Source organism: Paenibacillus hunanensis, assembly GCF_014645615.1.
Lineage (GTDB): Bacteria > Bacillota > Bacilli > Paenibacillales > Paenibacillaceae > Saccharibacillus > Saccharibacillus hunanensis.
On the sequence record NZ_BMMB01000011.1, the window covers coordinates 26,232 to 50,295 of the forward strand.

A 24,064-nucleotide genomic window follows, 5' to 3' on the forward strand; every position below is an offset into this window, starting at 1 on the left:
GTCTTTCATTTGCAAATGCTTGTTTCTTTTCCATGAGCTTACATTTCGCTATATGTAGTGATATACTGCTGGAGCTGTTATGTATTCCTGCTGATAAATAAGCCTGCTCTATACAAAAAGCTCGCTCTCTACCAGCTAGAGAACGAGCTTTTACATGTACCATTTTATATAAGATCATAATCCCATATGATTGTAACTGATTAATACATTTGCGCTTCGCGATACACATCCAGATATTCGCGTGCAGAGGTTTGCCAGCTATAATCGCCAGTCATTGCGTTCTTCATCACCTGTTTCCAATGCTTTGGCTGCTGATAGAAGGATACTGCACGACGAATCGTATACAGCATATCGTGAGCATTGTACGAATGGAAGGTAAATCCGTTACCTTCGCCTGTCATTTCGTTATACGACTGCACCGTATCATTCAGACCGCCCGTTTCGCGTACGATCGGGATGCTGCCATAGCGCAGTGCAAGCAGCTGGCTGATTCCACATGGCTCGAATTGGGATGGCATCAGGAACATATCTGTTCCAGCGTAAATACGACGTGCTACACCCTCGCTAAAACGAATCTCTGCTGCCAGACGCTCCGGATGACGATAGGCTGCTCCGCGGAACCAGTCCTCATACATCGCTTCACCTGTACCAAGCAGCACGAACTGTACATCATTATAATAGAGCAATTCATCCAGCACACGAGTAACCAGATCAAGCCCCTTTGATTCAACGAGACGGGTAACCATCGCCACAATCGGTACATCGGCTCTTACTGGCAAGCCAAGCTCTTCCTGTAGCGCTGCCTTATTTTCCAGACGCTTGTTCGTTGCACTACGGTAATGCGTTTGCAGATAAGGATCGGTAGCTGGATTGTAGCTTTTCGTATCGATTCCGTTCACGATACCGCGCAGACGTCCACCGAGTGAACGCAGCAGACCGTCCAGACCATAGCCGTAATACGGCATTTTGATCTCTTCGGCATATGTAGGACTAACGGTCGTTACACGATCGGCGAACACGATACCTGCCTTCATATAGCTCACATTCCCATAATACTCTACGCCGCCTGCATGGAAATAACGGTCGTCGAGACCGAATAATGACCACAGCGTCGAATAGGGGAAAATGCCTTGATACAGCAGATTATGAATGGTGAATACGGTACGAATGTTAGAGTAAAATGGCAGCGACTGATATTGCGCCTTCAGCAGCAGTGGGATCATTCCTGTATGCCAGTCATGCGCATGAATAATATCTGGCTGAAAATCAATCACTGGCAAAATATCCAGTACCGCACGGCAGAAAAAGGCAAATCTCTCCCCATCATCACCATAGCCATACACACCATCACGCCCAAAATAATATTCATTATCCAGCAGGTAAAACGTAATGCCATCCTGCTTAAATTGCTTGATACCGCAATACTGGCTGCGCCACCCGACCTGCACCTGAACGACATCAACCAGTGTCGCTTGATTGCGAATAGGCTCGCTAATGCTATTATAGTTAGGCATCACAACACGCACATCGCACTTTTCCTTCTTGAGTGCTGCGGGAAGCGCACCGATCACGTCTGCCAGTCCGCCAGTTTTAATAAAAGGGTTAGCCTCTGCTGCTGCAAATAAAATGTTCATGCAAAACTCCTCCTTTGAATGTAAACGGTACTGCCCTGCCTGCTGCCATATTAGCTTATCGCTTTTGCAGGCTATATTCCGTTCGCTATGATTTTAGCTTTTCGCCTTTTTACTGGCAGTTCCTTTTTTCAAAATTAATACACTGAGCGGAGGAATCGTCAGACGAATACTTTGCTCCTGTCGATCCCACGGAATTTTCTCCGAGGCGATCAGCTTCTCTGTCCGTCCGCCTGTACCGCCAAAGCGAGGATCGTCACTGTTCCAAACCTCAGCATATGTGCCTGCCTTGGGTACGCCGATCCGGTAATTCACCCGTGGAACCGGCTGGAAATTGATCGCAATCAGCAAGGTGTCCGCTGGCTTGCGTCCTTTACGCATATAGGTGATCACACTATTGCTCGCATCATCCGCATTGAGCCATTCATAGCCCTCCCAATCATGATCGCGTTCCCATAGCGCGGGGGATTTCAGATACAGATGATTCAGCTCGCGTGTATAGTGCTGAGCCTTACGATGCATCTCATAATCGAGTAACAGCCAATCGAGTTGCTCCTGATCCTTCCATTCAATAAACTGCCCGAATTCACTACCCATAAAGAGCAGCTTCTTCCCAGGATGCGTCATCTGGTAAGCAAGTAACAGACGCAGTCCGGCAAACTTCTGCTCATAGCTGCCCGGCATTTTATTCAATAACGAGCGCTTGCCATGCACAACCTCATCATGCGAGAGCGGCAACGTGAAGTTTTCAGAGTAGGCATAGACTATTGGAAAGGTCAACAAATTATGCTTGGACGGACGCTCATCGAAAAACGTCTCTACATAGTCGAGTGTGTCATTCATCCAGCCCATATTCCATTTATAGTTGAAGCCGAGCCCGCTCTCATGTGCTGGCTTGGTTACACCCGGCCATGCGCTGGACTCCTCTGCCATCATCAACGCATGTGGGAAATAATGAAAGACTGTCTTATTCAGCTGCTGCAAAAATGAGATGGCTTCCAGATTTTCCACACCGCCATACTGATTCGGACGCCAGCCTCCACCTTCACGTTCAAAATCAAGTCGAATCATGCTGGTGACCGCATCTACACGAAGACCGTCAAAATGGTATACATCCAGCCAGTATAGCGCACTGGAAATAAGGAAGGAACGTACCTCTGGCTTGCCAAAGTCAAATGAGAGCGTGCCCCAGCCATGCTTTTCCGCTCGATCCGGGTCACTGTATTCGTACAGCGCTGTACCATCGAATCGGCGCAGACCGTGTGCATCCTTTGTAAAATGACCCGGAACCCAATCCAGCAGCACTCCAATATCCGCTTGGTGACAGCGATCCACAAAGTACATTAGATCCTGTGGCGTGCCATAACGACTGGTAGGTGCAAAATAGCCTGTACTCTGATAGCCCCAGGATAGATCATAGGGATGCTCAGTAAGCGGCATTAGCTCTACATGCGTATAGCCCATATCGGATAGATACGGCACCAGCAGGTCAGCTAGCTCTCGATAATTGTACAGGCTGCCATCTTCCTTTTGCCGCCATGTGCCTGCATGCATTTCATAGATATTCAGCGGGCGTTGATATAGAGGGCGGCGCTTACGACGCCATGCAGCATCCTCCCACTTATGTCCTGCCAGTGTCGATACAACGGATGCCGTTGCAGGACGTACCTCCGCATGAATCGCATACGGGTCTGCCTTCAGCAGGCGTTCCCCATCTGCGCTAGTAATATGATATTTATACAAATGACCGAGCCGAACGTCTTCAAAGAACCCCGTCCAGATACCCGTGTCCTCAATTTTATGTAATAAATGATGATCTCCATTCCAGTTATTCCAATCGCCAGCTACACCGATCTGCTGCGCGTGTGGTGCCCATACAGTAAAGCGCACACCTTCCTTTCCTTCTTCGGAAGCTAGATGTGAACCAAAGTGACGATACGCATGATAATTAGTTCCTTCATGGAATAGATAAATTTCCTCCGAGCTAGGCAGCGTCGATTGCGAACGTTGTTGTCTCAAATGATCACCTCCAGAATGATTAACGTACTGCCAATTTTCGAATTCCAAATAATGCCTTTCATTTGCACATGTTCCCCTACAATGGAATATAATCAATCACTTATTTTGGAAAGGATTATAACAAAAGCCAATCTCCGCCACAAAAATTAGTCAACTTTATTTATTACCCTTTTCAATATGCCTTGAATATGAAAAATTAGCAAGCTCGCTAAATGCTTATTCTGACGGGCTTTTATATTATTGTACTGGCGAAGCAAATGAAATTCCAGCGTCAATCGTATAAATATAAATACCATTTCGTCCAAAAAAAGTATGTTCAAGATTTTTTATATTTTTTTACAATTTTTGTTGTTTCAACACGCTTTGCTAACGTTTAAAAGACTAATACATTGTCAACTGAGCGTTGTCATGAAAATGGGAGGGAAAACAACATGAAAAAGACAAACAAAGAATGCATTGCAATGTTGCTGGCCGGGGGTGAAGGACGCAGGCTGGCTCCTTTGACTTCCATTATAGCCAAACCAGCAGTTCCATTTGGTGGAGACTACAGAATCATTGATTTCCCTCTTAGTAACTGTGCTAATTCCGGGATCGATACAGTCGGGGTATTGACCCAGTATGAAGCACAATCCCTTCACGACCATATTGGTGGTGGCGACGCCTGGTCTACTGATGGCAATCCGATGGATATCACTTTACTCTCTTCTGAGCGTACTGGTGAATATACAGGTACGGCCGATGCAATCTATAAAAACATTGAATATATCGATGCACTTGATCCGAAGGATGTGCTGATTTTGTCCGGGGATCATATTTATCATATGGACTATAATGAAATGCTGCAATACCATAGCGAAAATAAAGCGCGTGCTACGATCGCGGTCGTCGAGGTACCGTGGGAAGAAGCAAGCCGCTTTGGTGTGATGAGCACCGATACGGAGATGAATATCACCAAATTTTCCGAGAAGCCTGCTGAGCCGGAAAGCAATCTGGCTTCCATGGGCATCTACGTATTCGACTGGCAATACCTGCGTCAGCATCTGATTCAGGATGCGAAGAACGCGCAATCCAGTCACGACTTTGGTAAAAATATTATCCCTCAAATGCTGGCGGAGCGCGAAAAGGTAGTCGCTTATGAATTCCTTGGCTACTGGAGAGATGTCGGCACGATCAATAGCCTGTGGGAAGCTCATATGGACATTTTACAGCATAGCCGTCAATTTGAGTTAAAAAACTCTGCGTGGCCGATGTTCTCAGCCGATTATAATCCACTTCAGGACAATGATCATGCTCATGCACCAGACTGCTCCATGGTTAGCTGCAAGGCATCGCTGGAAGGTAATGTAGAGCGTTCCGTTGTATTTAACGGCTCCACGATTGGCAAACAGGCAGAAGTGTCACATAGCATCATCATGCCAGGCGCAATTATCGGCAAGCAGGCGCATATCGAATATGCGATTGTTGCTGAAGGCGCGATCGTGAAGGATGGCGCTGTGGTTGAAGGTACACCGGAACAGATAGCAGTAGTGGGTCCATATGAAACGGTCTATCCAAAACCATCCGTACGCACCCAGCCTGCTCGTCTGCTGCAAGAAGTATACGACAAATCCGGTCGTGTTCATGCAGGCGGTATGTCTTCTTAATGTATTGTTTTATACAGGTATAAATAAAGCCACGCTTACCGCATCATTGCGTAAGCGTGGCTTTTGACATGCAAGCAGTATGCAGTCTGCTATTCATAAATCTGCTTCCTACTCTATTACCGAGATGCTATTATTGTCTGCTGAAGAATTGGTCGGTATATTGGTGTCTGTCGTATACGCCACACTGACCGCGATAGTTACCGATTGTTGACCAATTTCCACCGTATTGAATAATCGTTCAAAAAAGGTTGCAGGTACATACGTTACACCTTGCTTTTTCACAACTTGGCTATCCAGTGTAAAGTCACCGGCTAAAGGAATAGCTTGGAAGTCATTGGCAACATGAATGTCCCTGGTGTTTTCCTTCAATGAAATAATCTGATATGGCGCATCAAGGGAGATATACTGCTGCTTAGCATTCCAATGCACACGATAACCCAATTGCTCCGATGTGATACGCAAAGGCACCATAACTACATTTTCCTCCGTACGGTAAGGGGAAGTCGTTGAGGTCGAAATAACTTTGTCATTGACTTTAAATTCCCAGGCTGCTGGTGTAGCAGCCATAGCCGAGCTAGATCCGCCAGTGATTCCAGCTACCAAAATAAGCTTGGCGATGATTCGATACATGGTAATCATCCTTTCGTTTAAACTACTTTATTAAACGATTACCACCTTCTATATGTTGCTTGCGAGTTCTTGCCATTCATCCTCCAGGATGGCCATCTCGTACACGCTATAATAGCGTCCCTCCACCAGCGCTGTATCTCGTAGTAAGCCCTCCTTACGAAATCCGCATGATTCGTATAGCCCTGCCGCCTGTTCATTATAATCAAATACTGCCAGTGTAATACGGTGTAAGCCGAGCGCTTCAAAGCCAATTCTCAAGCCCTCCATTACCATCTGACGCCCATAGCCTTTACCACGTGCAGCAGGGTCACCGACAAGTACACGCGATAGGCGTGCAGAGCGATTTTTACGATCGATACGTCCCAGTGCCATATGTCCAATCGTCTTACCGCTAAGGCGCTCCACTACTGCATAGATGAGCCACTCTGAATGGGAAGGATGATTGGCACCATCGATATATTGCTCTAGCTCATGACGCTGAAGTGGATGCTGCCAGATTGGCCCGCTCCATTGCATCAGCATCTGTGCATCCTGTTGATCCGTCCAGCCCAGCAGATGATCCATATCACGCTCACCAAAAAATTCTAAGCGTAGCTCGTTTTCCCTGGCTGGTGGTAGCTTCTCATACAAATTAGCCAGCTTGCCATTCACATTATGCGTACCCATATACCGAAAATCCTGTCGCTGATAAAAACGATTTAGCGGGATCAGCTCTGTCAGGCAATCAAGACGCAGTCCTTTTTTACCGCTGTCAGCTGCGATTTGTACCGCCCCGTCCAGCATGGATAACCCTATATTCATACCACGGAATTTGAGCGATACGGTCAGACGATGGAGATAGTAATAGTCTTCATCATTTTTATCCTGCCAGTATTCCTGATCACCTAGCTGCAACGTAAACATTCCAGCCGGCTCACCATTATATTCGGCTACGTATACCTCTCGTTCTTTAAAATAGCCCTCAATCAGCTCAGGTGTAAACATCGCGCGACGCCATTGTCCGGTTCCTGTCTCCTCCATCCAATCGGCAGCCTCGACCAGAAAAGAAGTAATCAGCGCCTCCTCTCCTCGTTCAGCACGCCGAATATGTAACTCGTTGGATCCGATCGAATTGTACTCCTGTGACATTAAATATACCCCTTTCACACTATGCTCTATGTATGAAGCGTTATGGTTTGAGCTATTATACTACAAAAATCCCCTCAGAGAGTCACATTTCTAAGCAAAATGGATAAGCTCCAGCTTCACTGTGTACCCTGAGGGGATTTTTATATATTCTGTTCTATCTGCTACTGCTATTGTTGCTGCTATTAGTTCGCTTCTTTTGTCAGATCCGGCGTAGCAGGCTTCTTCTCTAATAATGGCAGATCGACCATGACCGATGTACCGTGATCCAGCTCACTTTCGATATGCATTTCACCCTTATGCAGCTGCACAATCTGCTGCGTAATCGCCAGACCGAGACCTGTACCACCCTGATTCGGATTGACCTGGAAAAAGCGATCCTTTACCTTTTCCAAAAACTCTGTACTAATACCGATACCGGAATCCTTCACCACGATACGTACACGCTCTGGTGCCAGCTCCTTGATCACCAGCTTAATCGTGGATTCATTAGGTGAGAACTTGATCGCATTGTCGACCAGATTCAGGAATACCTGCTTGAGACGATTACCATCTGCCTGTACGATATAGCTCGCATCGCCAGGCTCCAGCACGAGCTTGATTTGCTTTTGCTCTGCCTTTGCCCATACATTCAGCATCGTTTCCTGTAAAATCTCTTTCAGATTCACTTGGCCGATCACAAGCTTCATCTGATTTTGCTGTAGCTTCGAGAAGTCGAGCATTTCTTCCACCAGCCCGATCAGGCGCTCGGTTTCTTTGGAAATAATGCTCATCCCAAGCTTGGTTTCTTCCGGATCAAAACCACCTGATACGAGTGTCTCACTCCAGCCCTTAATTCCGGTCAGTGGTGTACGCAGCTCATGCGAGATGGAGGAGATAAAATCGTCCTTAATCTGGTTACTACGTACAATCTCGTCTGCCATATAATTCAATGTCGCAGCAAGTTCCCCGATCTCATGGGGATAATTGCCCTTGATCCGAACGTTAAAGTCCCCTTTAGCCATCAGCGTAGAGACACCGATAATATTGTTAATCGGCTTAACGATCGAATTGGCGAGTCCAATACTAACCATCAGGACGACGATTAGAATAATGACGCCAATCCCTGCGGATACCATGGTGATATAAAACAGCTTCTGGTTAACGAGCTCCAGCGAGGTCACATAGCGTACAAGGTATTCCTTATCCCCGTTGATCTTGATCATGCGCGTGACAGCCATAACATCCTCGCCTGTCCCTGCCTGCTTGCCGATCCAGCGTCCGGTCGAACCGGAAAGTGCCTGTGGAATGTCGCCAGTCTGCACCGGCTTATCCACGATAAATGCAGTCGAGTTTTGCAGTACATTCCCTTTCAGATCAAGCACCTGCACCTCTGCCTTATCCAGACTGTAGCTAGACACAATATCACGATAATTGGCAGGTGCACGTGTGTTGTCAAAGGAGGACTGCAAATAGTTTGATATCCCGTCATAGTAGTAGGTGCGGATCGCGAATAAAAATACCAGCTCCACCAGCAAGATCGTCAAAAATACAACGATAAAATAATGCAGGACGATCTGACGGGTCATCCCCTTTTTAATCATTATGAATCCCGGCCTCTCCATTTATACCCATGTCCCCATACCGTTTGCAGGAATTCCGGCTCGGATGGGTTATTTTCAATTTTTTGACGCAAACGACGAATGTTCACATCCACGATCTTCGGATCGCCCATATATTCCTTACCCCATACATGATCCAGTAGCACATCACGACTCAGTGGTGTGTTTTCTTTTTCAAGGAAAAATTGAACGAGTGAGAACTCGGTCGGTGTCAGCTCGATTAGCTTACCGCTCTTTTTAAATTGCTTGGAGATCAGATCCAATGTGAATGGACCCGATTCAAACGATACCTTCGTATTCGATTCACGCTGTACATTAACACGACGCAGCAAGGATTGAATACGTGCGATCAGCTCAGTTGGGCTAAACGGCTTGCTCACATGATCATCCGCGCCAACAGATAGCGCATAGACCTTGTCCTGCTCCTGCACCTTAGCTGTTAGGAAAATGATACCGATGCGCTCATTCTTCTCACGGATACGGCGGCATACCTCAAAGCCATCAATGCCTGGCACCATCACATCGAGCAACGCGATGTCGATATCCGGTACAGTCTCCAGCATATGAAGCGCCTGCTCTCCGTTTTCTGTTTCCAGCACCTCAAAGCCATTACGCTTCAGGTTAATAATAATAAAACTGCGAATGGACTCCTCGTCCTCCATAATCAATACTTTACTCATGTGTAATCCTCCTCCAGAGTCAGGCTGTTAGTAGTGTTTTAGTATAAAAATAGGATCGTTATACGGCTAGTTTTGAATGACGTTGATTTTGCTATTTTCCCAGAGTGCAATCACCTGGCCGCGGTTCTGAGCGATAATCTCCCAATCGCCGCTATGGTTGTTCCATTCATTTTCACTAAAGAAGCGTACTTCAGCGACCTTCTCGCCTGTATCCTTCAAGATGAAGCGTAGATCCTGATTTTTGTTCGACTTGGTATCGATCGTTACCTTACCGATCCATTCTGGCGCTAGCTTGATCACGAAGCGTCCCTGTTCATCACGATATTGCTGGCTGACCAGCTTGGTCAGATCAGCTCCACCGCTCCACTGATAATAGCTGGTGAACCTTGGAATCTCCGTTGGTGCAATATTTTCCCAGCCCTCTGGAATCTCAGCCATGCCAATCTCCAGAATGCCGTCATTGTTCACATCTTCACTCGTAATCTGAATGTCCTTATAGGTTGCCTGTCGACTCAGCGGGAACACATCCTTGAGCTGTCCATCCTCCATCACGATCAGATGTGAGAAGGCAGATACGCCAAGGGTCTGATCCATGATAATTCCATTCTGATTCGCGGTAACCTTACCTGCGACCACATTATAAAAATGGTCACTTCCGATTGTATTGACCAGATCCATCGAGCTTATCAGCTGGAAGCCCGCTTTGTAGCGATAGGCAGCAATATTCACATACCCACTATTATTAATTTTGGTAATGACCAGATCATTAATACCGTCCCCATCCATATCAATGATGGAATAGTAGGAATATGGCATATCATCTACAATGCTGATCTTGCCCTTATCGTAGCTATAAATAACAAGCCGTTTCTGGCTGCTTTCTGAATTGCTCGTATCATTAGAATAACCGACAATCAGATCGCGATGACCATCATTAGTAATGTCGGTAATTTCTACACTTTCCAGTGTGAAGCCGGCACTATCGATCGTATCTTTTTTCACCCACGTATCACCAGACTTCTCAAAGATCAAGCCAACAATTCTACCCGTAGTCGTCTGATAAAAGACAATCGTCTCACTTGTGCCATCGCCGTCCAGATCGACGGTCTGAATTTTGCTGCCATTGCCGTTTTTCGGGCTCTGAATACTGGCTCCTTCAGGTAGCTCCGAGCTAATAATGCTGCTCAATGTCTGCTTATCTGATGGTAGCTCAGGTGTCTGAATGAGCGTCTTTGGATCGGCAAGTGGATTGAAGCTACAAGCACTTAACAAAAACAGCAATCCTACTGCCGCAAATAGCTTGATCCAGATACTTTTACTCATGATATCACTCTTTCATTTCAAGTAGCGCTGCGCCACCTGTTGAATTTCATATTCCAGACATCATGTACTGCTCAAGATGTCATGCTGTACCCTGCTCGCAAGCCTGCAAGCTACGTAACAGCTGTCTATGTAGACAAGATAGATTGCGGAATCAGATCAATTTGCTGCGCTCGGCACTGGTCAGTCTGCGTCCCTTCACGTCAAACATAATCCGACCTTCCTGCAAGCCGATAATACGTGTCGCATAGCGCTCCGCAAGCTCCAGCGGAATGACCGAGATCACTGTTAGTCGTTCACTTGAACATAAGCCGCGTAACGTTTTGATCACTTCCTCACCAGAGCGAGGGTCAAGCCCGGTGATCGGTTCATCAGCGAGAATAACCTTGGCACCATGAGCGAGCGCACGGGCGATCGCTACACGCTGCTTTTCACCACCGCTTAATGTGCCTGCCTTCTGATGCGCTTTGTCGAGCAGTCCGAGTGTTTCCAGCACATCCATCGCACCCATATAATCATCGGAGCGTACCATCCCTGTGAGCATACGCCAGAGGGGCGTTTGTCCCATTTGACCGATCAGCACGGTTTTGAGAGCTGTACGCTCTGGATGAAGCTGTGGGCTTTGCTCCAGATACGACCACTCCTTACTCAGCTTGCGCTTACCGCTAAAGCCTGCTTTCAAAATATCGGTATCCCCTACACGAAAGTTACCTTCGCTCCAGCTTTCTTTCATCGCCAGGCATTTGAGCAGCATGCTTTTACCGCTACCGCTAGGTCCCACAAGTGCAATCATTTCGCCATGCTGAATTTCCAGGCTAATATGATCCAGCACCTTGGTTTTATTCTCACCGACCGCTTTGGTCAGATTATCAATTTGAATCATCGACATCTACTACAGACCGCCCTTCTAAGCTGTTGCTGAAACGATAATATTCTGATTTTTTTGAGAACCATACATACGAGGTGAAATGAAAAAAGATTTTTGCGCGAGCAAAATATCGTACTATTCTTCTATTCTATAGTTTAGGGGAAAAAGCGAATAAATGCCATCTATGACGACATTTTATTTTGCTTTTGCCTGAATAATACACCCAATAGTGCAAAGATCACATAACAACCGCCGAGTAACCAGAATAGACTCGAAGCGGAGCCCATCTCGATTCCCTTACCACCAACCGCCGGCCCGACAATGCTACCAAAATTAAAATGAAACGAAGCAAGCACATTGGCAGCTGGTAAATAGGCTCGTGGCAGCACGTCTGCCGCATACGCAAGACCAAGCGAGAAAAACGAGCCGACTAGCCCGCCGGCTACTGCAAATAGAATGGCAATCGCAACCAGCTTCGTACCTGCAAATGGAACAAGCATGAAAAGTAATCCACCGAGCGCACCTGCCAGCATTAGAACGCGTTTACGTCCCCAGCGATCGCTCAAAATTCCAAGCGGAAGCTGTAATATAAGCCCGCCGACGCCGATAAAAGGAAGTAAGTAGGCAATCTGATCCGTCGATAATCCGGTACGTAGTCCATAGACCGGAAAATTACTGTTCATTGCCGCTTCCATGTAGCCATACAGCAATGCTGGAATGAGCGCATACCAGGCAAGTCGATAACTTCGTACAAACCGTCCCTTTTCCGGCTTCATCGCTTCACCGCGTCCTGGTCCACCGGATGGAAGCTTCCACCAGACGAGTAATGCCACGATGATAAACACGATGGCCATCAGCAGGAATGGCACCGCCATTCCCCAGTCCAGTAATGAGATGCCTAGTGGGCCAATGCTAAAGCCAATCCCGTAGGAAATGCCGTAGATGGACAGATTGCGTCCGCGATTCTCTGGCGAGGTAACCATCAATACCCACAACTGAGCGACATAATGGATGGCACTATCTCCAATACCGACCAGCAACCGAAGCACAAACCAGAATGCAACTCCCGGAACAAGCGGGAATAGCGGCAATGCGATAATCACAATGAGTAAGCCGAGCAATAGTAGCTTTTTAAAGCCAAGCCTGCCGACCAGTCTTTCCGCCATTAGCGTCATTGCAAAGGAGCCGACGTACAATGCTGCGGCATTCAAGCCATTCAGTGTCGACGATACACCCATTTTTTCCAAAAAGATGGCCAGTACGGGTAATAGCATCCCCTGACTTAATCCCGCACTAATGATGGCGAGTACAAGAATCACGAAGTGCATCGTCTGATGCCCGTTCGCTTCTGGTGAAGCTGATGTAACATGATTCGGGTTAGTCTTGTCTTGTTTTGTCTTGTTGAACACAGATGCGATCCTCCAGATTAGTCACTTATTTTACAAAGTGTGCGTTTTATGATGTAATTTAATGATGGTTGTTCCGTATGTAAACGTGTATGGAAACAGGTATGAAAACAAATCAGACCATCCGAACATTATAGTGGACAATCCGTAGGTGAACAAGCCATAATAAGCACAACAGGGATTTAGGAATCAGCTCCTGTTTTTCAGTATTTCCTATACGAGGAAGCTGACTGCTACCGATTATATTTGGGAGGTCTTGGTTTCATGAGCTATCAGGTGAAAATAGACGTTTCCCCGGTCTACGATCTGCTCGGCAGTTTTATGGTCTATGTGACCAAAAAATGGATTCGTGATATCGATCTCGGCCCCGAATGGATCAGGGAAATTGATAATAGGTTAAGTAAAGATGTGCGCTCGGCTATTTTGGAAGCATCTTCATGGCCGTTTGATGATTATGATGCGTTGTATGCTTGGGCAAGCTGCCGTACACGTGAAGGCACGGTACGTGATTTCCTGCACCATTTGGAAGCCACGTCAGCAGCGGCGATGTGGAATGAGATTCACCCCCTGATGCCTGGCTTGACCGAAAGTGAAGCGGCACGTATTCAGCAAAGCTATGCTCCACTACTCAAGCTGTGGTATGAGCATTATTTTAACGAGCTTGAAGATGAGATCATGACCCTCATCACCGAAGATGGCGAAGAGAAAATGCGCCTGCTTGACAAAATGGACCCGGCCGCATTGATCGAATACGCATCAGGCGGACTAGTTGTACCGGAAATGCAAGGCTTGAACACAGTCATTCTGTTCCCAACCGTGCATAACCGCCCGATTAATACGTACTGCTTCTATGAGGGCTTTCTGCTGATTCAGTATCCAGTCGATGTACATGAGGAAGGCGAAGAAGATCCACCTAATGTGCTGCTTCGCATGACCCGTGCATTATCTGATCCGGAGCGACTCCGAATGCTTCGTTATATCGGTGGCGATGAGCCCCGTTCCCTGCAAGATATGGCCCATGATCTGCTACAGCCACAGGAGACATTGATGCATCATCTGATGATGCTACGTGTTGCTGGACTGCTACGCATTCATCTGGGCAGAGAGGATATTGATCGGTTCAGCCTGCGCCAGGACGGTGCGTCCGAGCTACAGCTGTTCCTTGAATCGTATATCCGTATTTAAGGAGTGAACTTCATGAAAGACATTCGACACCAGCATCTGATCTTCGATATGGATGATACGTTGATCTACTGTAACAAATACTTTAATTCGATTTTGGATGAATTCATTAGCCTGGTATCGGGCTGGTTTAAGGAATATGGAATCGAAATGGATACGATCCGGCAAAAGCAAATCGAAATCGATGTTGCCGGTGTGCATCAGGTCGGCTTCGCTAGCGAGCATTTCCCGGCTTCGCTGGTAGAAACGTACCGACACTTTGCTCGCTTGTACGGTCGTCCTCTAGCTGAGCGTGAGGAACGCCAGCTGCGTCTTCTCGGCAGCAGTGTGTATGAGCAAGAAGTCGAGCCTTATCCTGGCATGGTCGATACGCTAGAGCATTTACAGCAAGAAGGCCATACACTGTATCTGTATACAGGCGGCGAAACGGCTATTCAGCAGCGTAAAATTGACCAGATGAAGCTTAGCACATTTTTTGATGATCGTATTTTCATTCGCCAGCACAAAAATATTCGTGCACTGGAAGAGATTATTACGACGCAGCTTCTGCCGCGCATGGATACGTGGATGATTGGTAATTCACTACGCTCCGATGTGCAGCCGGCTCTACAGGCAGCGCTGAACACGATCTACATTAAGCAGGAGCATGAATGGGCATACGATATTGTTCAGCTTCAAACTGGTACGGAGCAATCGTTCCATACTGTAGCCAAGCTGACAGAGGTGCCACATACGATTCAGCAGCATCTTCATATTTACGATAACAAACGGACCTGGGGTTAAATCCTGGTCCGTTTTTATTTATTTGCAGAGGTGGTTGTATTGCTTGCTCATGGTTTGTCGAGAGCTATGCTAGTGTGTAGCGTGTTTGTTGCATGTATTGCGCTGAGTTCATATATCGTATCTGTTGAGTTTATGGCGTCTGGTGGATGTGTTGCATGTGTTGCATACACCACTTCAGACCAAGAACATGCCAACGACCTCCGGTTAAACCAGGATACTTTGAATGGTGAGAAAGATGGCGTATCCTGGCTTAAAGGTCGGTCTTTTGGCATTGTTCTTGGTCTTCCGTTATGTGCTAGAGCAGGCTTTTTGCTGGTTGTAAGACAAGAACAAGCAAAAAGTGGCATTCATGAGTAACTAACAATAATTGTATTCAAATTTTTAGATATTCAGGCCGTTGGGTATTCCAAAACTCAGGTGTTTAGGTGTTTAGGTGTTTAGGTGTTTAAATCATTTTATTTTTCTGTACTTCTATACAATATATATAAAATATATCATACGCCTCTATTATCGCTGACGATAAAGAAATATCTGAACGAATGAACAAAGGTTATGCGATCATGCACTTTCACACAACATAAATCAATAACATGAACCCTGCGGCAGTGTGATTATGACAAGCTACTATTGCGATTACATTGTTATCGCTACTATTATCGCTCACTGTGATTCCGCTTTTTCTACGCCCAGCTTACCCGTTTCTCGATCCAACAGGCGAATGCGAGCCTTGAAGGCTTCTCCTCCGCGTTTGAAGGTGAGTACCTGGCTTTCACCCTTGAGCAGTAAAGCTTTGAGCATTTGGATCGATACGCTTTTGCCTGCGAATTCTTTCCAGATGACAAAGCCGCAGCCCTGGCGGAAATGGGAGCAACCGTAGCCCTTTTTGCCTTCGATAATCGTTCCACCACAGCCGCTACGCGGACAAGCACCGAGAGCGGTATGCGCTGGTGAAGCTGATCCATGGGATGCAGCAGACCGCGTACGCGTCGCTGATGATATGGATGCTTCGGCTTCATATGAGCTGGACGTGTTACGGTTACTTGTCGCAGTAGAGCTTCCAGCGGTCATAGAGCGACTGGAGGTGTACCCGTCTTCATTCTCTGGTGGCGGCGCAGGCAACGGTAGATCATCTGGCATATTACTAGCATTGGATGAACGAGAGCCTGATTTGCCACGTGTGCTTGTACCGCGCTTGGAGCCTGAGCCTGTAGCTGATGAAGCACGTGTAGTACTGGAGGAACGACTGCTGCTGCGAGCAGTGCGTTTACCCTTTCCTTTGCCACGTGCTCCTTCATCACCGAAAATATCCGCGGCGGCTGGTGTTTGGGTGCGTACTTTATTGACGACCAATCCAGCGAATTTTTTGACACTTTCTAAAAAGCGATCGGGGTCGGCTTCTCCACGCGAAATTTGATTCAGGCGACGCTCCCATTGTCCGGTCATTTCGGGTGAGGTTAACAGCTCTACACCAGCAGCTCGAATCAGCTCAATCGCAGCACGACCTTTTAAGGCGAGCTCGATCTTTTTCCCTTTCGCCTGCACATAGCCTACCTGCTTGAGACGCTCGATCGTTGCTGCTCGCGTGGCTGGTGTGCCCAGACCCGATTCCTTCATCGCATCGCGCAGTTCTTCATTCTCAATCTGCTTACCGGCACTCTCCATCGCTTTCAGCAATGTACCCTCGGTGTAAGGCTTAGGTGGCTGGGTTTCCTTTTCCTTCACTTCCGCTTTACGACATTGAACAGGTAGCTTGCTGTCCAGCACGAAGGGCTTGTCCGTTTCGACTTCCTCCTGCTGCTCTTCATTGTCGCCGTCACGAGTGCTACGCTTCGTTTTGCTGCCTGATTTGGCTTTATCCTTATCTGGCAGTGTGACTTTCCAGCCAAGTGAGAGCAGCTCCTTGACATTAGTGCGGAACGTTTCCTGCTCGACTACAGTTAATACCGTGTGCTGCTTATATTCGGCAGGTGGGTAAAACTGTGCAAGAAAGCGTCGTACGATCAGATCATACAGCTGCTGCTCTTCCTTACTCAGTGTGCCTGGTTTTTTCAATGTAGGCAAAATCGCATGGTGATCCTCTACTCGCGCTGGGTTACATACTGCCTTGTTCCCTGTATGCACCCGACTACGCTCTGCGCCACCTGCCAGCTCAGCATATTCGCCATTTTGCAGCATACCGAGCACCTTTTGCATGCCATCGATATTTTCTTTGGTTACATAGTTGGAGTTGGTACGCGGATACGAAATGACCTTATGCCGCTCGTACAATGCTTGCGCGACATCCAATGTCTTTTTCGCGGAAAATCCGAACTTCGCATTGGCATCGCGCTGTAATAGGGTCAGATCATACAGCTTATATGGGTATTCCTTCGTTTCCTTGATCTCATACTTGCTGATCTTGCCTTCCTTTCCCTGTACCTTAGCTACGATCGCCTCACCCTTCGCTTTGTCGGTGAGTCGCTCTTCACCCTGCCATACGCCTTCATACGTTTTGCTTGGTTGCTTGAAGGTCGCTCGCACCTCGTAAAAGGTCTGAGATGTAAAGTTTTCGATCTCCTTTTGCCGATCATAGATCAGCGCCAGCACGGGCGTCTGTACACGCCCAACAGATAACAGATTATTATGCTTGGTCGTAAAGGCACGCGATGCATTCATACCAATGAGCCAATCTGCCTCACTACGTGCACGCGCCGCCTGCGTCAAATTCTCAAACTCACTGCCATCGCGCAACTGATCAAAGCCCTTACGGATACTTTCCGCGGTCAAGTCTGAGATCCATAAACGCTTCACCGGCTGACGCAGCTTGAGCTGACGCTGAATAAGCGCAAAAATATGCTGACCCTCTCGCCCGGCATCGCAGGCATTCACGATACGATCGCAACGCTTTGCCAGATCTCCGATCACTTTAAGCTGATCCTTTGTACGTGGGTTCGGCACGATTTTGAATTGCTCTGGAATAATCGGCAGATCGCCAAAGTTCCAGCGCTTGTATTTGGAATCATACGCCTCTGGCTCTGCAAGCCCGATTAGATGCCCAATCGCCCATGTGATCACATAGCGTTCGCCTTCGATATACGTACGCTGATTTTTCGCACCTGGCTCGATCACAGCCGCAATATTACGTCCCATATCCGGCTTTTCGGCAATAACAAGAATTTTCATGCTTTCATTCCTTTCTCGGAATGGTGGTAGTTTGTATAGATTAGGATGCTGAGCTTGTATGCTATCGTTGCTTTTATGATGATTTTTTACAAAGTAGCTATGCTCAGCACTATAGATTTTTGGCAAAAAAAGGAGCTACACTCTGGAGTGCAGCCCTTGTTTTCCACGATCACTTAACTCTATTTTAGTATAGCACAAGCTGGCTATGCGTAAAAGTATGTGCATGTTTGGGGAGGATTGCACTGCATTGGAATTTGTTTTGGCTGATGTTTGGTAGACACCGCTCCAGGCAAAGAACATGCCAGCGACCTCCGGTTAAGCCGGAATACTTGAATGGTGGAAAAGAAGGCGTATTCCGGCTTAAAGGTCGGTCTTTTGGCATTGTTCTTTGCCTTCCGCTCTGTGGGTATGCTTCATCTGTGCTGGAAAATAGAATATACCATAGTATGAAAAACGAGCAATATCCGTGTAGATAGGGGATTCGTTATTTTAAGCTATTGTTTGGGCGGATACTTATTGTGCAATAGCATAGGAGGTAGAATTGGGAATATACAGAAGAGACAGATAGACGCGATGTGTGCTTAAAGTAACATAGAAGTTGGCATGAATGAGGGGATTGGGCAATGGGGTCTGATAGATATGGATAAGCACTACATGATTAGAGCTATATTTAGAGCTCTATATGATTGTGTGTGAAATAGGGTTCTGTATGAATAAAGATAAAAAAAGACTCTATCTATGCTTATGTGCATAGGATAGAGTCTTTGGGAATACTTTTCGGCTTCACTTTGTATAGATGAAGTGAAAGCAATTTTTATTTTGTTGATCCACATCTACGTATTAAGGAAAGATTATAAACTAGAATGCTGGTACAAATAGATCGGTTTGTCATACAAGTGCTACAAATTATACCAGTACCGTTGCACCCATCAGGTATTTATCCACTTCGCGTGCAGCCTCGCGGCCTTCGTTGATTGCCCATACAACCAGACTTTGACCACGACGCATGTCGCCAGCGGCGAATACTTTGTCAACGTTAGTGTTGTATTTGCCGTAACGTGCTTTTACGTTTGTCCAGCGGTCCGTTTCCAGACCCAGCTGTTGAGCAAGAGTTTGCTCTGGGCCGTCGAAGCCGATAGCGATCAGTGCCAGCTCAGCTGGGAATACACGCTCGGTGCCTGGGATTGGCTGATAGATTTTGCGTCCTGTTTCGTCAACGATACGTTGGATTTGAATCGTATGCAGTTCTTTCAGGTTTCCGTTCTCATCACCGACAAATTTGGTTGTCATGATGGAGAACTCGCGTGGATCACTACCGAAGATCGCTTTTGCTTCTTCCTGAGCATAATCCAGTGTGTACACATTCGGGAATTGCGGCCACGGGTTAGCGATTGGATCGCGTTCCAGTGGAGCCTTGTCGTGTGTACCGAACTGGGTTACGGTTTTGCAGCCATGACGTAGAGATGTAGCTACACAGTCAGAACCTGTATCCCCGCCACCGATGACGATGACATTTTTGCCTTCGGAGGACATATAGTTACCATCTTCCAGATTGCTATCAAGATAGCTTTTAATCGTGCTGTTCAGGTAATCCATTGCGTAGACGACGCCGTTTAGCTTGCTGCCTTCAATGTTGAATTCACGCGGCTTCGTTGCACCGCCGCAAAGCACGACTGCATCATATTCGTCCACCAGCTGCTGTGCCGGAATATCTTTACCAATCTCTGTGTTGGTGATAAATTCAATGCCTTCTGCTCTCAGCAGGTTCACACGACGCTCAACAATATTTTTCTCCAGCTTCATGCTTGGAATGCCGTATGTGAGCAACCCGCCGACACGATCCGAGCGCTCGTATACGGTTACACTATGTCCAGCTTTGTTCAGCTGTGCTGCACATGCCAGACCCGCCGGGCCAGAGCCGATAACCGCTACACGGCGACCTGTACGCTTTTCTGGTGGCTCAGGTACAACCCAGCCTTCAGCAAAGCCTCGTTCGATAATTGCTTCTTCAATCGTTTTGATCGTTACCGGTTGTCCAATCAGACCCACCGTACAAGATCCTTCACACGGAGCCGGACAGATCCGACCAGTAAACTCAGGGAAATTATTCGTTTTATGCAGACGCTCCAACGCTTCCTTCCAAAGTCCACGGTATACCAGATTGTTCCACTCTGGAATGAGGTTATGAACCGGACAGCCAAAGGTGGACCCTGCCATATTCATACCTGTATGACAATACGGCGTACCGCAATCCATACAACGTGCACCCTGTGTACGCAGCTCTTCTTCGGATAAATGCTTGTGGAACTCTTCCCAGTCTTTTACACGCTCAAGCGGATTACGATCCGCAGGAATTTGTCTTTTGTATTCCATGAATCCAGTAGGTGTAGACATGTTAATATTTCCCCCATCCGTTCTATACGCTGCCGATTCTTCTCTATCCATCAGCTTGCCGATAAGTTTATTTTCAAGAGTAGCACCAGGACCAACTTTGGCAAAATGGATTAAGCGCATAATTATTTGTACTTTTTACATAGAGATTACACCGTCATGAAAGATCTTGCAAGAACAATCTGGATATTTTCAAGCTTTTTTGTATAATTCCAGTCACGCATTACAATCGTATTGTTATTTGAAAGCGAGATATAGCAAGGGATTTCAGCTACTCTATTTATTTTTTATACATTTATGCAAATGGATCATGATGCGCTACCCTTCGTCCAACTACACATACATTCATATATCATTTTGTCGCTTATACAGTCAATATAAATTTTTGCTAATAAATATACATTTATTGTAGTATACCTGATGCGAGCCGCTTCACCATTCACTGTCGTGCGTCCGTCTCATTCTAGTTCATACTGCGAATGATAGCGAAGCCAGCTAATTATCAGCTAGGCACGCACATATTGCTCGAATCGGTAGTCATACGCATTCTTCTCATCTCGTACACCAGGCACAGCGGATTCTAGCTTCCACTGAGACCAGTTCACTTCTGGGAAAAAGGTATCTCCATCGAATGGATGATCAATTTGTGTAACAAGAAGACAGTCGGCATGCTCAAGAAATAGCTTATAGATTTGTGAACCACCGATGATCATCAGCTCATCTTCGCTTCCTGCCAGCTCCAGTGCTTGCTCGGGTGTATGCACAACCTCGCCACCTTCCGCAGTAAAGCTGGAATCTCGCGTTAATATGATATTGCGACGATTCGGTAGTGGTTTGGAGCCAAAGGACTCCCAGGTTTTCCGCCCCATGACAATGGTTTTGTGCTGGGTCTGTTGTTTGAAATAAGCCATATCAGCAGGCAGCTTCCACGGCATATCATTATCCTTGCCGATCACGCCGTTCTGGTCCTGCGCCCATATGAGGGTAATTGTCATTGTGGCTGAACCTCCAGTCTTCCGAAATATATTCCGGATAAGTTTATTCTATATCATATCATTAAAAGCTATCATTCTGCATCAACTTCTTGTAATCTTTTACGAATGTTTTTGTGGAGTGTATAAGGGATAATTCGTGAAAAAGCAAGTGATTAAATGTTTTATAGGAGGGGATTGATAAAATTGATCAGCTTGTTTTAAGTCGATGGATGGTGGGAACATCAAAGTGGGAGTATCAAGGATGGAGAGTCTAGGTTTGCGTGTGCTCTCGGAGTCAACCACTTCAGACAAAGAACATGCCAACGACCTCCGGTTAAGCCGGGATACTTTGAATAGTGAGAAAGATGGCGTATCCCGGCTTAAAGGTCGGTCTTTTGGCATTGTTCTCTGTCTTCCGTTCTGTGCTGGGTGATGGGCTAGTGCTGGTTAGTTGAGGGTGTGTAGATACTTTTCGTTTATTATGAATTACATGTATGATACTTGTATGATATACATTGCATAATAAATGAAATAAGTTTATTTTAAAGCCGCGTGAGGTCATTCCGTCCATTTTAAGAATGCTTTTATTTATTTTACGATCAATCTAAAGCAACCAATTTAGCGATTGATTTAAGGCAACCGTATATTCTTTACATTTTATATGTTTACTAAAAAGGACACTTCGTTGAGGAAGTGTCCTCTTTAGTAGTGTTTGAATGATGTTTGAGTTTATTTGAATACATTTTAATAGATACCTGAAATATACCGTTAAAACCGTTAAAGTTAAAGCTCATTCTCATTCATCGTATTGATAGGATATGCTTACAATAGACCCCTATTACCAATCACCTTATCCTTAATTAAATAGCAATAGGTGCTTTGATCGTTGGGTGGTGCTGGTAGTTTTCGAATTGGAAATCTTCGAACTTGTAATCGAAGATGGAATCCGGTTTACGCTGGATGGTCAATGTTGGCAGCGGATAAGGCTCGCGTGTCAGTTGGAGCTTAACCTGTTCCAGGTGGTTATTGTAAATGTGTACGTCGCCGCCTGTCCAGACGAGGTCGCCCACCTCCAGATCGCATTGCTGGGCGACCATATGGGTCAGCAGAGCGTAGGATGCCAGATTAAATGGCAGTCCCAGGAAGGTGTCGACAGAGCGCATTTGGAACATGCAGGACAGTTTGCCGTCTGCTACATAAAACTGAAACGCATAGTGGCATGGTGGCAGTGCCATATGATCGACCTCGGCTGCATTCCAAGCATTTACGATGTGGCGGCGGGAATCTGGATTGCGCTTGATTTGCTCCATGACCGATGTGATCTGATCGATCGTTTCACCGCCTGGACCGCGCCAGTCGCGCCACTGAGAGCCGTATACGCGTCCGAGATTACCGTCTTCGTCTGCCCATTCGTCCCAGATCGTGACGCCATTCTCGCGCAGATAGCTGATGTTCGTATCTCCGCTCAGGAACCAGAGCAGTTCATGAATAATGGAACGTGTATGCAGACGCTTCGTGGTCAGCAGTGGAAAGCCTTCCTGAAGGTTAATACGCATCTGACGACCAAACACAGATAGGGTGCCTGTTCCTGTACGATCCCCCTTCTCTACTCCATTTTCCAAAATATCTTCTAACAGCTCTAGATATGCTTTCATTATATACACCTCATTAAAATAGTAGACTTTATCCAGTACGGTCATGCTCGGGATACTGCATGACTCGTACTTTGTTACATGTATGTGTAGAACCGATTGGATCTGATGGAGACATCAGACTTATGATCAAATCTAGCGACCTGACCACAAATCATCGCTTTTTCTTGTACTCATAAACATATGTAATGAGTGCAGCATAATGTACAAATGGTAGGCTGGTATCATTGTACACATATCCACGTGTCCATACAACCGGATGATGTTCGATTTTGAAAATTTCATAATACGTATTACACTCGCTCTTACTGGGTCGCCATATGCATAGATACTGCCTCTGGAAACATAATGAAAAACCCCGGCTACAATTGCAACCGGGGTTTACGTACACACCATAGCGAAAATTAACGAGTTTCGCGGTGAAGCGTGTATTTTTTCAGACGTGGGCAATATTTTTTCAGCTCAAGACGCTCCGGATGGTTCCGTTTGTTCTTGGTTGTTGTGTAGTTACGATCGCCAGTCTCTGTGCATGCCAAAGTAACGATAACGCGCATGTGAATTCACCTCACTTCATTGGTAATCAGGAATTGTTCGTTTAACTATACGCTTCAGCCTGCAAGCAGGTGAAGGTTCAACATCATCTATTGAAACAATGTATAGTCCGTTCATTATCCGTAAATATCACTTGAAACACCTTGTCCATTCTATCATAGATTTTGATGAAATCCAAGAGATTTTTACGAACATGTATTCACCCGAGAGAATACATAAAATAAAGGCCGCCAGAAGCTCACTGGCGGCCAGGTATATGCTGTTCGTCTGCCTAGGATGACAGTGTCCAACATAGCTATAGATGCTGCGCATGCGTCTACAACTCATATACCAGAGGAATCCGTACAGCCGATACAACCATGCCAAATTAGATGAAATCTACGAATAAGCTACGACATGGAGAAAGATACCTGTAAGGAAGCGCACAATCTTCCTTTTTCGCATT

17 protein-coding genes are annotated in these 24,064 nt (G+C 46.4%); 3 read left to right on the forward strand and 14 right to left on the reverse strand.

The window, feature by feature from the left end; genetic code table 11:
• Nucleotides 1–200: 200 nt before the first annotated feature.
• Complete coding sequence (gene glgA / locus IEX62_RS20300; protein ID WP_188777704.1) at nucleotides 201–1,634, reverse strand: glycogen synthase GlgA; 1,434 nt, start codon at nucleotides 1,632–1,634, stop codon at nucleotides 201–203.
• Nucleotides 1,635–1,727: 93 nt separating this feature from the next.
• Nucleotides 1,728–3,650 (reverse strand): 1,4-alpha-glucan branching protein GlgB, encoded by a 1,923-nt coding sequence (glgB, locus tag IEX62_RS20305; RefSeq protein WP_188777706.1) that lies wholly within the window; start codon nucleotides 3,648–3,650, stop codon nucleotides 1,728–1,730.
• A gap of 431 nt (nucleotides 3,651–4,081) precedes the next feature.
• Here glgB and IEX62_RS20310 point away from each other — a divergent pair, with 431 nt between their 5' ends.
• On the forward strand, nucleotides 4,082–5,293 hold the full coding sequence (locus tag IEX62_RS20310) for a glucose-1-phosphate adenylyltransferase (protein WP_188777708.1): 1,212 nt from the start codon (nucleotides 4,082–4,084) through the stop codon (nucleotides 5,291–5,293).
• A gap of 108 nt (nucleotides 5,294–5,401) precedes the next feature.
• Here IEX62_RS20310 and IEX62_RS20315 read toward each other — a convergent pair whose 3' ends face one another.
• The 7 genes from IEX62_RS20315 to IEX62_RS20345 form a co-directional block, all read right to left on the reverse strand.
• Nucleotides 5,402–5,923, reverse strand: a complete 522-nt coding sequence (locus IEX62_RS20315; protein WP_188777710.1) for a stalk domain-containing protein — start codon at nucleotides 5,921–5,923, stop codon at nucleotides 5,402–5,404.
• A gap of 48 nt (nucleotides 5,924–5,971) precedes the next feature.
• Nucleotides 5,972–7,051 (reverse strand): GNAT family N-acetyltransferase, encoded by a 1,080-nt coding sequence (locus IEX62_RS20320; protein ID WP_188777712.1) that lies wholly within the window; start codon nucleotides 7,049–7,051, stop codon nucleotides 5,972–5,974.
• A gap of 182 nt (nucleotides 7,052–7,233) precedes the next feature.
• Nucleotides 7,234–8,631 carry a sensor histidine kinase gene (locus tag IEX62_RS20325; RefSeq protein WP_188777714.1) on the reverse strand — a complete coding sequence of 466 codons (1,398 nt, stop codon included), beginning with the start codon at nucleotides 8,629–8,631 and terminating at the stop codon, nucleotides 7,234–7,236.
• Complete coding sequence (locus IEX62_RS20330) at nucleotides 8,631–9,329, reverse strand: response regulator transcription factor (protein ID WP_188777716.1); 699 nt, start codon at nucleotides 9,327–9,329, stop codon at nucleotides 8,631–8,633. Before IEX62_RS20330 ends, IEX62_RS20325 begins: the two co-directional genes overlap by 1 nt.
• Nucleotides 9,330–9,395: 66 nt before the next feature.
• Nucleotides 9,396–10,652: a hypothetical protein gene (locus tag IEX62_RS20335; protein WP_188777718.1), complete on the reverse strand. Its 1,257-nt coding sequence runs from the start codon at nucleotides 10,650–10,652 to the stop codon at nucleotides 9,396–9,398.
• A 151-nt stretch (nucleotides 10,653–10,803) separates the two neighbouring features.
• The gene (locus IEX62_RS20340) at nucleotides 10,804–11,532 is read right to left on the reverse strand and encodes a phosphonate ABC transporter ATP-binding protein (RefSeq protein WP_188777835.1); all 729 of its coding nucleotides are present in this window, start codon (nucleotides 11,530–11,532) and stop codon (nucleotides 10,804–10,806) included.
• A 167-nt stretch (nucleotides 11,533–11,699) separates the two neighbouring features.
• Entirely contained in the window at nucleotides 11,700–12,926 is a 1,227-nt protein-coding gene (locus IEX62_RS20345; RefSeq protein ID WP_268239824.1) for an MFS transporter, read from the reverse strand.
• A 261-nt stretch (nucleotides 12,927–13,187) separates the two neighbouring features.
• On the opposite strand from IEX62_RS20345, the gene IEX62_RS20350 reads away from it, so the two are divergent.
• Nucleotides 13,188–14,108, forward strand: coding sequence for a winged helix-turn-helix domain-containing protein (locus IEX62_RS20350; protein WP_188777720.1), 921 nt, complete (start codon nucleotides 13,188–13,190; stop codon nucleotides 14,106–14,108).
• 12 nt (nucleotides 14,109–14,120) lie between these two features.
• Complete coding sequence (locus tag IEX62_RS20355) at nucleotides 14,121–14,888, forward strand: HAD family hydrolase (protein ID WP_188777722.1); 768 nt, start codon at nucleotides 14,121–14,123, stop codon at nucleotides 14,886–14,888.
• 660 nt (nucleotides 14,889–15,548) lie between these two features.
• On the opposite strand, the gene IEX62_RS20360 is transcribed toward IEX62_RS20355, so the two are convergent.
• From IEX62_RS20360 to rpmG, 5 genes are all read right to left on the reverse strand, one after another.
• The gene (locus tag IEX62_RS20360; protein ID WP_188777724.1) at nucleotides 15,549–18,050 is read right to left on the reverse strand and encodes a type IA DNA topoisomerase; all 2,502 of its coding nucleotides are present in this window, start codon (nucleotides 18,048–18,050) and stop codon (nucleotides 15,549–15,551) included.
• A 906-nt stretch (nucleotides 18,051–18,956) separates the two neighbouring features.
• Nucleotides 18,957–20,444 carry a glutamate synthase subunit beta gene (locus IEX62_RS20365; RefSeq protein ID WP_188777726.1) on the reverse strand — a complete coding sequence of 496 codons (1,488 nt, stop codon included), beginning with the start codon at nucleotides 20,442–20,444 and terminating at the stop codon, nucleotides 18,957–18,959.
• A 503-nt stretch (nucleotides 20,445–20,947) separates the two neighbouring features.
• Nucleotides 20,948–21,436 carry a dihydrofolate reductase gene (locus IEX62_RS20370; protein WP_188777728.1) on the reverse strand — a complete coding sequence of 163 codons (489 nt, stop codon included), beginning with the start codon at nucleotides 21,434–21,436 and terminating at the stop codon, nucleotides 20,948–20,950.
• A gap of 839 nt (nucleotides 21,437–22,275) precedes the next feature.
• Entirely contained in the window at nucleotides 22,276–23,070 is a 795-nt protein-coding gene (thyA, locus tag IEX62_RS20375; RefSeq protein ID WP_188777730.1) for a thymidylate synthase, read from the reverse strand.
• Nucleotides 23,071–23,471: 401 nt separating this feature from the next.
• Nucleotides 23,472–23,621, reverse strand: a complete 150-nt coding sequence (gene rpmG / locus IEX62_RS20380) for a 50S ribosomal protein L33 (RefSeq protein ID WP_082472246.1) — start codon at nucleotides 23,619–23,621, stop codon at nucleotides 23,472–23,474.
• Between the last annotated feature and the right edge of the window lie 443 nt (nucleotides 23,622–24,064).

What these genes read in the sequence shown, in the direction of transcription:
- glgA (WP_188777704.1), bottom strand. Translation starts at nt 1,634, where the DNA reads ATGAACATTTTATTTGCAGCAGCAGAGGCTAACCCTTTTATTAAAACT.
- IEX62_RS20310 (WP_188777708.1), top strand. Translation starts at nt 4,082, where the DNA reads ATGAAAAAGACAAACAAAGAATGCATTGCAATGTTGCTGGCCGGGGGT.
- IEX62_RS20315 (WP_188777710.1), bottom strand. Translation starts at nt 5,923, where the DNA reads ATGTATCGAATCATCGCCAAGCTTATTTTGGTAGCTGGAATCACTGGC.
- IEX62_RS20320 (WP_188777712.1), bottom strand. Translation starts at nt 7,051, where the DNA reads ATGTCACAGGAGTACAATTCGATCGGATCCAACGAGTTACATATTCGG.
- IEX62_RS20325 (WP_188777714.1), bottom strand. Translation starts at nt 8,631, where the DNA reads ATGATTAAAAAGGGGATGACCCGTCAGATCGTCCTGCATTATTTTATC.
- IEX62_RS20330 (WP_188777716.1), bottom strand. Translation starts at nt 9,329, where the DNA reads ATGAGTAAAGTATTGATTATGGAGGACGAGGAGTCCATTCGCAGTTTT.
- IEX62_RS20335 (WP_188777718.1), bottom strand. Translation starts at nt 10,652, where the DNA reads ATGAGTAAAAGTATCTGGATCAAGCTATTTGCGGCAGTAGGATTGCTG.
- IEX62_RS20340 (WP_188777835.1), bottom strand. Translation starts at nt 11,532, where the DNA reads ATGATTCAAATTGATAATCTGACCAAAGCGGTCGGTGAGAATAAAACC.
- IEX62_RS20350 (WP_188777720.1), top strand. Translation starts at nt 13,188, where the DNA reads ATGAGCTATCAGGTGAAAATAGACGTTTCCCCGGTCTACGATCTGCTC.
- IEX62_RS20355 (WP_188777722.1), top strand. Translation starts at nt 14,121, where the DNA reads ATGAAAGACATTCGACACCAGCATCTGATCTTCGATATGGATGATACG.
- IEX62_RS20360 (WP_188777724.1), bottom strand. Translation starts at nt 18,050, where the DNA reads ATGAAAATTCTTGTTATTGCCGAAAAGCCGGATATGGGACGTAATATT.
- IEX62_RS20365 (WP_188777726.1), bottom strand. Translation starts at nt 20,444, where the DNA reads ATGTCTACACCTACTGGATTCATGGAATACAAAAGACAAATTCCTGCG.
- IEX62_RS20370 (WP_188777728.1), bottom strand. Translation starts at nt 21,436, where the DNA reads ATGACAATTACCCTCATATGGGCGCAGGACCAGAACGGCGTGATCGGC.
- thyA (WP_188777730.1), bottom strand. Translation starts at nt 23,070, where the DNA reads ATGAAAGCATATCTAGAGCTGTTAGAAGATATTTTGGAAAATGGAGTA.
- rpmG (WP_082472246.1), bottom strand. Translation starts at nt 23,621, where the DNA reads ATGCGCGTTATCGTTACTTTGGCATGCACAGAGACTGGCGATCGTAAC.